Annotated in this window: 9 protein-coding genes; 1 reads left to right on the forward strand and 8 read right to left on the reverse strand. The window is 70.9% G+C overall.

Annotated elements, in window-relative coordinates; genetic code table 11:
* Nucleotides 1–65: 65 nt before the first annotated feature.
* The 4 genes from OHS59_RS33240 to OHS59_RS33255 form a co-directional block, all read right to left on the reverse strand.
* Entirely contained in the window at nt 66–980 is a 915-nt protein-coding gene (locus OHS59_RS33240; protein ID WP_328497044.1) for an amino acid ABC transporter permease, read from the reverse strand.
* Nucleotides 977–1,858 carry an ABC transporter substrate-binding protein gene (locus tag OHS59_RS33245; RefSeq protein ID WP_328497045.1) on the reverse strand — a complete coding sequence of 294 codons (882 nt, stop codon included), beginning with the start codon at nt 1,856–1,858 and terminating at the stop codon, nt 977–979. Before OHS59_RS33245 ends, OHS59_RS33240 begins: the two co-directional genes overlap by 4 nt.
* A gap of 470 nt (nt 1,859–2,328) precedes the next feature.
* Complete coding sequence (locus tag OHS59_RS33250; RefSeq protein WP_328497046.1) at nt 2,329–2,985, reverse strand: MBL fold metallo-hydrolase; 657 nt, start codon at nt 2,983–2,985, stop codon at nt 2,329–2,331.
* 10 nt (nt 2,986–2,995) lie between these two features.
* Nucleotides 2,996–3,694 carry a maleylpyruvate isomerase family mycothiol-dependent enzyme gene (locus OHS59_RS33255; protein WP_328497047.1) on the reverse strand — a complete coding sequence of 233 codons (699 nt, stop codon included), beginning with the start codon at nt 3,692–3,694 and terminating at the stop codon, nt 2,996–2,998.
* Nucleotides 3,695–3,917: 223 nt separating this feature from the next.
* Between OHS59_RS33255 and uvrA the strand changes: the two genes are divergently transcribed.
* Entirely contained in the window at nt 3,918–7,001 is a 3,084-nt protein-coding gene (gene uvrA, locus OHS59_RS33260) for an excinuclease ABC subunit UvrA (RefSeq protein ID WP_328497048.1), read from the forward strand.
* A gap of 202 nt (nt 7,002–7,203) precedes the next feature.
* On the opposite strand, the gene OHS59_RS33265 is transcribed toward uvrA, so the two are convergent.
* From OHS59_RS33265 to OHS59_RS33280, 4 genes are all read right to left on the reverse strand, one after another.
* Nucleotides 7,204–8,115 carry a carbohydrate kinase family protein gene (locus OHS59_RS33265; protein ID WP_328497049.1) on the reverse strand — a complete coding sequence of 304 codons (912 nt, stop codon included), beginning with the start codon at nt 8,113–8,115 and terminating at the stop codon, nt 7,204–7,206.
* Nucleotides 8,112–9,143, reverse strand: coding sequence for a LacI family DNA-binding transcriptional regulator (locus OHS59_RS33270; RefSeq protein ID WP_328497050.1), 1,032 nt, complete (start codon nt 9,141–9,143; stop codon nt 8,112–8,114). Before OHS59_RS33270 ends, OHS59_RS33265 begins: the two co-directional genes overlap by 4 nt.
* Nucleotides 9,144–9,327: 184 nt before the next feature.
* Nucleotides 9,328–10,275, reverse strand: coding sequence for a hypothetical protein (locus OHS59_RS33275; protein ID WP_328497051.1), 948 nt, complete (start codon nt 10,273–10,275; stop codon nt 9,328–9,330).
* A gap of 471 nt (nt 10,276–10,746) precedes the next feature.
* A complete protein-coding gene (locus OHS59_RS33280) occupies nt 10,747–10,917 on the reverse strand; it encodes a hypothetical protein (protein WP_328497052.1) in 171 nt (56 codons plus the stop codon).
* Nucleotides 10,918–10,930 lie beyond the last annotated feature (13 nt).

A 10,930-nucleotide genomic window follows, 5' to 3' on the forward strand; every position in this document is an offset into this window, starting at 1 on the left:
GGGGCGCGGCGCGGACGCGGCGGAGTCCGTGGCCGTGCCGCCGGTCGTCCCGCCGGTCGTCCCGCTCATATGGTGCCTCCCTGTGCCTGTCGCCGGTCCATCCGGGCCGTGACCCAGTCGGTGAAACGGGTCATCGGAATGGTCAACGCGACGAAGACCAGACCCGCGACGATGTACGGCGTGTAGTTGAGACTGCGGCCCACGATGATGTCCGCGGCGCGCACGGCGTCGACCGCGCCGCCGATCGAGACGAGTCCGGTGTCCTTCTGCAGCGACACCAGATCGTTGAGCAGCGGTGGCACCTGGCGGCGTACGGCCTGGGGGAGGACCACGTACCGCAGCGCCTGACGGTTGCTCAGCCCGAGCGAGCGTGCCGCGGCGCGCTGCGAGGGGTGGACCGACTCGATGCCGGCGCGGAAGACCTCGGCCACGTACGCCGAGTACGTCAGCGTGAGCGCCGTACCGCCCAGCAGTACCGGATCCACCGTGATGCCCTGCAGCCGCAGTGCCGGTACGCCCAGTACCACGATCATCAGATTGATGATCAGCGGAAGGCCACGGAAGAAGTCGGTGTACGCGGCGGCCAGCGCCCGGAGCGGGAAGAACACCGGACCGCGCAGGGTGCGGGCGACGGCGATCAGCATGCCGAGGACGAGGACCGCCACGCCGCACACGAGCAGCAGCCGGACGTTCAGCCACAGGCCTTCGAGGACCTTGGGGAACGCCTCGCGCGCGTACCGCGCGTTGAAGAACGTCTCCTTCGTGCGCGGCCAGCCGGGTGCGTTGACGACCACGAGGTAGAGGACGACGCCCGTCACCAGGGTGGAGAGCGCGCCGATGGCCGTCGCGCGGCGGGCACGGGAGCGTTTGTGGCGCTCCCGCTCGATCCGCCGCCGCGAGGGGACGTAAGGATCGTGCGCGGCCCCCTCGGCAGGGTTCTCGCCCGGTTCCCCGCCCGACTCCTCCTTCACAGAGGTCACTTGAGAACCGGCGCGTCGACGGCCTCGGACAGCCACTGCTTCTCGATCGCGGCGAGGGTGCCGTCCTCGCGCAGGGCGTCCACGGCGTCCGTCACACACGAGGTGAGCGCGCTGCCCTTGTCCAGGACGAGCCCGAACTGCTCCGGTGTGCCGCCCTGGTTCTCGAACTGCCCGACGATCCTCGCGTCCGTGACCTCGGCCGCGGTGATGTAGAAGGCGGTCGGCAGGTCGACGACGATGGCGTCCACCTGGCCGTTCTTCAGCGCGGACTTGGCCTGGTCGTTCTTCGCGTACGCGGCCGGATCCTCCGTCGGCTTCACCACGTCGTCGATGTGGTCGAGGCTGGTCGTGCCTACCTGGGCGCCCAGCTTGACGTCCTTGAGGTCGGCGACGGTCTTCGCCCCGGCGGCCTTGGAGCCCTTCAGCGCGACGACGGCCTGGCGTACGTCGTAGTAGCCGGACGAGAAATCGACGGCCTTCTTGCGCTCGTCACTGATCGAGACCTGGTTGATGTCGAAGTCGAAGGTCTTCTCACCGGGCGCGAAGGCCTTGTTGAAGGGCACGCTCTGCCAGACGACGTCGCCCTTGCCATAGCCGAGCTGCTTCGCCACGGCGTACGCGACGGCCGACTCGAAGCCCTCGCCGCTCGCCGGTTCGCCGTCCTTGAACCACGGCTCGTACGCGGGCTCGTCCGTCGCGATCGTCAGCTTCCCGGAGACCTCGGTACCCAGGTCGCCCTTGGCGCACGAAGCGCCGGAGGGCTTGTCGGCGGCCTTCTCCTCGGGCTGCGGACTGCAGCCGACGGCGACGGCGACGGCGAGCAGAGCGACGGCGGCGGCGGAAGAAACCCCGCGCAGGGTGCTTCGAGCAGGATGCATGGCGGGAGAGTGGCAGGACGCGGGCCCGGCTGTCGAGGTCGCGGCGGCAACCGTCCGCATAGTGGGAACGGGTGTTGCAATGCTGTGAACTGGGGTGTCCGCGGCGCAAATCCGGGTGCCCGCAGAGTTCGGACCAGGGCGGCTCGCAGGACGCGGCGCCCGGGGCGGTGGCCGCCGGACGTCGGCCACCGCTGCCAGGCGGGGCCGCCGGCCGAGGGCGGGGATCGAAGGGCCGGCGACCCGTCCGGCACAGGAGCCGTCATCCTGTGCGGGACTGCTCCCAGTGGACAGCGCGCTCCCGGACGCGGGGAGCGCGCGCGGGGCACCGGAGTGAGCGCTCTGTTCACACGGGGCACGCGAGCCTCCGGCCCGTGCCCCTGTCCGGCTTGCGGTCACGTGGTGAGCCGACCGTGGATCCGGGCCGGGCGCGCCGTTCCCCGCGCCCCTGAGGGGCACGGGGAACGGGCCGGCTACCAGCCGCGGGCGCGCCACTCCGGCAGATGGGGGCGCTCCGCGCCCAGCGACGTGTCGTTGCCGTGTCCCGGGTAGACCCACGTCTCGTCCGGCAGCGCGCCGAAGATCTTCGTCTCCACATCGTGGATCAGACTGGCGAAGGCCTTCGCATCCTTACGTGTGTTGCCCACACCCCCCGGGAAGAGACAGTCCCCCGTGAACACATGAGGATGGCCGTGCGGGTCGTCGTAGACCAGTGCGATCGAACCGGGTGTGTGCCCCACCAGATGGCGTGCGGTCAGTTCCACGCGGCCCACCCGGATCGTGTCGCCGTCCCCGACCGGTACGTCCGTCGGTACGGGGATGCCGTCGACGTCGTCCCGACCCGCGTACGTACGCGCGCCCGTGGCCGCCACGACCTCCGCGAGGGCCTGCCAGTGGTCACCGTGCTGATGGGTGGTCACCACGGAGGTGATCCCGTCGGCGCCGATCAGGGTGAGCAGCGTCCCGGCGTCGTTGGCCGCGTCGATCAGCAGCTGCTCGTCCGTGGCCCGACAGCGCAGCACATAGGCGTTGTTGTCCATCGGGCCGACCGCGACCTTGGAGATCATCAGGTCCCGCAGCTCGTGCACATCCGCAGGGCCGCCGACCTTCACCGCTCCGCTGTACGTCATACCGCTCAGCCTATAGCGGGGGCAGCGCGGGAAGAGGCCCGCCCTTGACGAGCAGGTCCGCCCCGTCCCGGCGCCCGGCGAGCCAGCCGAGCAGGGCGGCAGCGGGACCGGTCACGATGACCTCCGCCTCGCCTCCGGCGCCTTCGGAGCCGCGGCCCGTGCTCCACGCGCGCGTGCCGTCCGTGACGCGCGTGGAGGGAACCTCGGGGTGCCCGGCGAAGCGGTCCGCGAGGAAGGCGACCTCCCGCTCCACGAACTCCTCCGGCACGTCCTCCAGCTCGTACCCGATCCCCAGATCCACCCGGTGCAGCTCGACCTCGGCCCAGCGCCGGAACGGCACCCGGTCCGCAGAGTCGGTCACCCCGTTGCGCAGTTCCAGGATGCGGGACCAGTCGGCGGGCGCGGCCCCGGCCTCCTGGAAGCGGTCCGCGCTGTCGCGCAGGTCCGCGAGCTGTGCCTCCAGGGGCCTGGGGGCGTCCCGCTCGATGTCGGCGTCGCGCGCGTCCGCGGAGGAATACATCGGCCGCCCCTCCAGGACGTTCACCAGCGCGTCCGCGTTGCGGGCGAGGTGGGCCAGGACGTGTCCACGGCTCCAGCCGGGCAGCCGTGACGGTTCGGTCACAGAAGCGTTGTCCAGTCGGGCGACTGCGCTGAGCAGCCGTTCGGTCGCGTCACGTACAGACGCCAGGTCGCGCACATGATCGTTCATGTCTCCGACGATAGCTGCGCCACACGTTCGGGTGAAGGTGTCGGGCGACCTCCGCAAATCGAATGCGCGTGCTATAAGGTCGAGGGCGGCGCCGGGCATTCTTGGAAGCCCGGGATTGTTCTCTTCGAGGCGAACCGAACCGGCGTTGTCAGTGGCTCCCCCTAGTCTGGGAAAGACGGGGGCCTCGCCCCTGTCACTTCTCTCTAGAAAGGTGCGGACCGGCGTGGCCGACCGTCTCATCATCCGTGGAGCGCGCGAGCACAACCTCAAGAATGTCTCGCTCGACCTTCCGCGCGACTCGCTCATCGTCTTCACGGGCCTGTCGGGGTCGGGCAAGTCCTCGCTGGCCTTCGACACGATCTTCGCCGAGGGACAGCGGCGCTACGTGGAGTCACTGTCCTCGTACGCCCGGCAGTTCCTCGGCCAGATGGACAAGCCGGACGTCGACTTCATCGAAGGCCTCTCCCCGGCCGTCTCCATCGACCAGAAGTCGACCTCGCGCAACCCGCGCTCGACGGTCGGCACCATCACCGAGGTCTACGACTACCTGCGCCTGCTCTTCGCGCGCATCGGCAAGCCGCACTGTCCCGAGTGCGGCCGCCCCATCTCGCGCCAGTCGCCGCAGGCCATCGTCGACAAGGTCCTGGAGCTTCCGCAGGGCAGCCGTTTCCAGGTGCTCTCGCCGCTGGTGCGCGAGCGCAAGGGAGAGTTCGTCGACCTGTTCGCCGACCTCCAGACCAAGGGGTACAGCAGGGCCCGGGTCGACGGCGAGACGATCCAGCTCACCGAGCCGCCCACGCTCAAGAAGCAGGAGAAGCACACCATCGAGGTGGTCATCGACCGCCTCACGGTCAAGGAGGGCGCCAAGCGCCGCCTGACCGACTCCGTGGAGACCGCGCTCGGCCTCTCCGGTGGCATGGTCGTGCTCGACTTCGTCGACCTCCCGGCCGACGATCCCGAGCGCGAGCGCATGTACTCGGAGCACCTGTACTGCGCGTACGACGACCTGTCCTTCGAGGAGATGGAGCCCCGCTCCTTCTCCTTCAACTCGCCCTTCGGCGCCTGCCCGGAGTGCTCGGGCATCGGCACGCGCATGGAGGTCGACGCCGAGCTGATCGTCCCGGACGAGGACAAGTCGCTCGACGAGGGCGCCATCCACCCCTGGTCGCACGGGCATACCAAGGACTACTTCGGACGTCTGATCGGAGCCCTCGCGGACGCGTTGGGATTCCGGACCGACATCCCCTTCGCCGGTCTCCCGCAGCGCGCCAAGAAGGCACTCCTGTACGGGCACAAGACGCAGATCGAGGTCCGCTACCGGAACAGGTACGGCAGGGAGCGCGTGTACACCACGCCCTTCGAAGGCGCCGTCCCCTTCGTGAAGCGCCGGCACGGCGAGGCCGAGAGCGACACGAGCCGCGAGCGCTTCGAGGGCTACATGCGCGAGGTGCCCTGCCCGACCTGTGAGGGCACACGCCTCAAGCCGGTCGTCCTCGCGGTCACGGTCATGGAGAAGTCCATCGCCGAGGTCGCCGCCATGTCCATCAGCGACTGCGCGGACTTCCTGGGCAAGCTGAAGCTCGACGCGCGCGACAAGAAGATCGCCGAGCGCGTCCTGAAGGAGGTCAACGAGCGGCTGAGGTTCCTGGTCGACGTCGGCCTCGACTACCTGTCGCTGAACCGCGCGGCGGGCACCCTCTCCGGCGGCGAGGCCCAGCGCATCCGGCTGGCCACCCAGATCGGCTCCGGCCTCGTCGGCGTCCTGTACGTCCTCGACGAGCCCTCCATCGGGCTGCACCAGCGGGACAACCACCGCCTCATCGAGACCCTGGTCCGGCTGCGCGACATGGGCAACACGCTCATCGTCGTCGAGCACGACGAGGACACCATCAAGGTCGCCGACTGGATCGTCGACATCGGTCCCGGTGCCGGCGAGCACGGCGGCCATGTCGTGCACAGCGGCTCCCTCAAGGAGCTTCTCGCCAACGAGGAGTCGCAGACCGGTCAGTACCTGTCCGGCAAGAAGGCCATCCCGCTGCCCGACGTCCGGCGCCCGCGCGATCCCTCCCGGCAGCTCACGGTGCACGGCGCCCGCGAGAACAACCTCCGGGACATCGACGTGTCGTTCCCCCTGGGCATCCTCACGGCCGTCACGGGTGTCTCGGGCTCCGGCAAGTCGACGCTGGTCAACGACATCCTGTACACACACCTGGCCCGCGAACTGAACGGCGCCAGGAGCGTGCCCGGCCGCCACACGCGCGTGGAGGGCGACGACCTGGTCGACAAGGTCGTGCACGTCGACCAGTCGCCCATCGGCCGCACCCCCCGGTCGAACCCGGCGACGTACACCGGCGTCTTCGACCACGTCCGCAAGCTGTTCGCCGAGACCACCGAGGCGAAGGTCCGCGGCTATCTGCCCGGCCGCTTCTCCTTCAACGTCAAGGGCGGCCGCTGCGAGAACTGCTCGGGCGACGGCACGATCAAGATCGAGATGAACTTCCTGCCGGACGTGTACGTCCCGTGCGAGGTGTGCCACGGGGCCCGCTACAACAGGGAGACCCTGGACGTCCACTTCAAGGGCAAGTCCATCGCCGACGTCCTGAACATGCCGATCGAGGAAGCCATGAACTTCTTCGACGCCGTCCCGGGCATCTCCCGTCACCTCAGGACACTCAACGACGTCGGCCTCGGCTATGTCCGGCTCGGCCAGTCCGCGACGACCCTGTCCGGCGGCGAGGCCCAGCGCGTGAAGCTGGCCAGCGAGCTCCAGAAGCGGTCCACCGGACGCACGGTGTACGTCCTCGACGAGCCGACCACGGGCCTGCACTTCGAGGACATCAGCAAGCTGCTCGTCGTGCTGTCCGGCCTGGTCGAAAAGGGCAACACGGTCATCGTCATCGAGCACAACCTCGACGTGATCAAGACCGCGGACTGGGTCGTCGACATGGGCCCCGAGGGCGGTGCGGGTGGCGGCATCGTCGTCGCCGAGGGCACGCCCGAGGAGGTCGCCGGAGTGTCGACCAGCCACACGGGCAAGTTCCTGCGGGAGGTCCTGGGCGCCGAGCGTGTCAGCGACGCCACGCAGGCGAAGCCCGTGCGCAAGGCCGCCGCCAAGAAGGCCGTGGCGGCCACGGCCACGACGAGGAAGACGGCGACGGCCAAGACGGCGACGGTCAAGACCACGACGGCGAAGTCCGCCGCGGCCAAGACAACTACGGGCAAGACCGCCGCGGCCGAGGGTGCCGGTGGCGCGACTGCCAAGAAGGCGACCCCGGCGAAGAAGACGGCCAGGGCCCGCAAGGCCTGAACCAGGTGCAGGGCCGTGTGGTCCTGCATGTCGTCACCGTCACGCGCCGCGCCCCACGGGAACCCCCGTGGGGCGCGGCGCGTCGCGGAACCGTGCCGGGTGTTCCGCCCAGGGGATGCCGGGTCGGGCCGTCGTGTGCCTGCGGGCCCGTGGTGGCTGATCGCGCGGTTCCCCGCGCCCCTTCGGGGGCTACCGAGGTCGCTCAGAAGGCGCCCAGTTCATGGGCGTACGGCGGTTCCGCGCCCGCGCGGGAGCAGGTGATCGCCGCGGCCCGCGCGGCGAACCGCAGCAGCTCGTCCCAGCCGTCGGCGCCCAGACCCGCCGGTCCCGCGGCGGACAGCGCGTCGCGGGCGGCGAGGCCGTGCAGCAGCGCCGCGTTCACCGTGTCGCCCGCGCCGATCGTGTCCACCACATCGACCGGCTCGCCCGGCACGGAGTACTCGCCGCCGTCACGGGTGAAGGCGGTCAGCCCGTCGCCGCCCCGTGTGATCACGACGGCCGAGGGGCCGGAGGCCAGCCACTCGCGCGGAGTGCCGCCCAGCCAGCGGGCGTCCTCCTCGGACAGCTTGAGCAGCGACACCGAGGGCAGCCAGCTCTTGAACCGGGCCCGGTAGGCGTCCGGGTCGGGGATGAGCCCCGCGCGGATGTTCGGATCGAGCGTGGTGAACACGCCCCGCGCGGACGCGCTCCGCATCAGTTCCTCGTACGCGCTCGCACCCGGCTCCAGGATCAGCGAACAGGTGCCGAAGGACACCGCTCGCGTCCCGTCGGGGAGGTGGGCGGGCGCCGAGAACAACCGGTCCGCGGTGCCCTCGACGTAGAAGGAGTACCCCGCCGAGCCGTCCGCGGCGATGGACGCGACGGCGAGGGTCGTGGGCTCGGCGCCCCGCTGCACGGACGACACGTCCACGCCCGCCTCGCGCAGCCCCTCGGCCAGGGCCTCGCCGAAGGCGTCGGTCGAGATCCGGGAGCAGAAGGCCGTGGGCGAGCCGAGGCGGCCCAGGGCCACCGCCGTGTTGTACGGGCCGCCACCGCGGCGCGGAGCGAGCACGGCGAGCGCGCCCGACTCACTGGGCACCAGGTCGATCAGGGCCTCACCGGCGACGACGATCACGAGTCGGTTCCTTTCTCGGGGCAGCCGCACGAGGTGCGGTGTACGAAGGCGGAGGGCAGCCGGACCGTACGGGCGGGCCGGCCGGGGGAGTCCAGCCGTTCCAGCAGCAGCCGCACGGCCTGGGTCCCGATCTCCTTGCTGGGCTGGGAGACGGCGGTGAGCCGGGGCGAGAAGAGGTCCGCCCAGGAGAAGTCGTCGAAGCAGCACAGAGCCAGATCGCCGGGCACGGACAGACCCCGCGCGCGGACGGCCCGCAGCGCGCCGATGGTCATCGCGTTGTTCGCGGTGACGAGCGCCGTCGGTGGCGCCGGGAGGGACAGCAGCGCCCCGGTCGCCCGCTCGGCGCCCGCCGCCTCCGAGTTGCCGGGGATCACGAGCCGCTCGTCGTAGGGGAGTCCCGCGTACGCCAGGCCGTGCCGGTAACCGGTGATCCGCTCGCTCGTCGTGCTGAGGCCCGGGAGGCCCGCGACCAGGCCGATCCTGCGGTGGCCCAGTTCGGCGAGGTGGGTGACCAGGTGGGTGACGGACCCGGCGCTCTCCGCGGAGACCTGGTCGAACGCGAAACCGGGCGCCGGGCTCCCGTCGACCAGCCGGTCCAGGAACACCGTGGGGACGTCGTGCCGCCCGAGGTAGCCGATCAGTTCCTGCGGCTGTGCGGACGGCGCGACGATCATGCCGTCCACGCGCCGCTCGTGGAGCAGCTGGACCGCTTTGCGCTCATGGACCGGGTCGTCGTGCGGATCCGCGATCAGCAGGCCGTAGCCGTGCTCCAGAGCGCCCGCCTCCACTCCCTGGAGGATCTCCGTGAAGTAGGGGTTGCTGATCGCCGACACCGCGAGCCCGATGGACCGGGTGCGCGCGGTGACCAGGGACCTGGCCAGGCCGTTCGGGGTGTAGCCGAGTGCGTCGACGGCGTCGAGCACGGCCTGGCGCGTGTGCGGCAGCACCGGGCGCGTGTCGTTGAGCACGTGGGAGACCGTCGCGACGGACACGCCCGCGTGCCGGGCCACATCGGCCATCGTCGCCATGCTGTCCTCCCGCGGTCCTGCCCGGAACCGGCTGCCCCGTGCGGAACCGGCTGCCCGCCCGCGAAAGTACCCCATCCGACGTCGCACGTAAACGCTTGCGCAAGCGTTTATGTGCGACGGGGTCGAGCGCGGGAGCGGCCTTTCACGCCCGCTCCCGGCCCCGCCCGCAACCGGCCCCGCTCGCTCACTCCCAGTCCCATCCGATTCCCACGATCCCCGACCGCACCCGCTGCTCCACCATGTGGACCGACCGGTGGTGGCCGCTCAGTGCCAGTTCCTGACGGCCGCTGCGGGGCGCCGCCGCCGAGTGCTGGCTGAACCGGTGACAGCGCACGGGCAGCGCCCCCTCGGTGAACCGCACCTCAAGGGCGTACTGCCCGCCGGAGAAGCCGAAACCGCGGACGTACTCGCCGGACGCGCCCGCCGTACCGTCCTCGACGCCGTACCGGAACAGAAAGGTGTCGCCCGCCCGCAGCAGCGTGTCGAAGAGCAGCTCGGCGACGAGCACGCCGGTCTCGTGGTGCCGGAGCACACGTCCCGTGCGGCAGTTCTCCAGGGCGTGCACCGTCATGCGCTCCGGGGCGCAGCCGGGATCGCCGTGGTGGACGGCCACGTAACGGTCGACGCCGTCCTTGTGGGCGCGCACGATGTGCTGGCAGTCGCGTTCCAGCAGCTCGCGGTGGGCGCCGATCCGTACGCGTTCGTGCTGGCCGAGGGCGAGCAGCCCGCCGTCGAGCGGTGAGTCGAGCTCGGCCAGGAGCTTCTCCAGGGCTCCGGAGGCCTCGACCAGCGAGCGGTACGAGCGGGCGGCGGGGCGTTCCGCGGCGGAGAGCTCGTCGGCCGTCGTGAGCAGGCGGATCAGCGACTCGTCCGGCAGCTGGAGTATCTCCTCCAGGGCGCGCACGGCCCGCAGGGACTCGGCCCGCTGGGGGCGCCGGGCGCCCTGCTGCCAGTAACTCAGGCTCGTCACGCCGACCTTGACCCCGTACCGCGTCAGATGGTGCTGTACGCGCTGCAGCGGCAGTCCACGAGCGGTGATCGCGGCGCGCAGCGCGACATGGAAGGGGCCGACCCGCAGGGCCGTGTCCAGTTCCGCCGCGGCGACGTCCGCGTGCTGTGTGCCGTGCCGCATGCAGGGGCCTTTCTTTGGAAGCTCACAACGGCTGCTCGGGCCGTTCGCGCTGCTCGGAGGGGCCGCCCCGGTCGGCGTACGGGGGATGGTCACATGCGTACGCCGTGGTTCCCGGCCCAAGTAATCCCGCATTGAAGCCTGTTGACCAGGCGCGGACAACACCTGATGCGCAAACTCGCTGCCGCCGGGGTCCCGGGCCGGTCTCCGAACGCCTCGTCGGCGCGCCCGGGCACGCGCGCGTGAGCGTCGGCGGCGGCGGCGGGTACGGGTGGGGAGGCCGCGCCGGGCCGAGCGGTGGCTCAAGGCCGGGCGGGTGGTGTCTTCATCGGGCGGGCGGTGACTCCCGCCCGGACATGCGACGGCCCGGAGCGCGGGCGGTGGAGGTCCGGCGGACAAGAGTCCTGGACCCGATGACACGCGTGCGCTCCGGGCTGCCTTCGCGCTGTACGAACGGTGAGGTGACCGCCCGGATCAGGGGCGGGGGTCCGCGCCCTGCCGCGTCGACCGCAGGCGTTTGGCGCGGACGATGTCGGGGTCGCGGGGGTCGAGGCCGGACAGCAGGCTGTCGCCGTACTGCTCCTCGTCCTGGTACGGGCGGACCCGGACCGACCGTCGTGTCTTCTCGATCCGTGTCTGTCGCATCTTCCGCAGCCCT

The sequence above is a fragment of the Streptomyces sp. NBC_00414 genome, assembly GCF_036038375.1.
GTDB lineage: Bacteria > Actinomycetota > Actinomycetes > Streptomycetales > Streptomycetaceae > Streptomyces.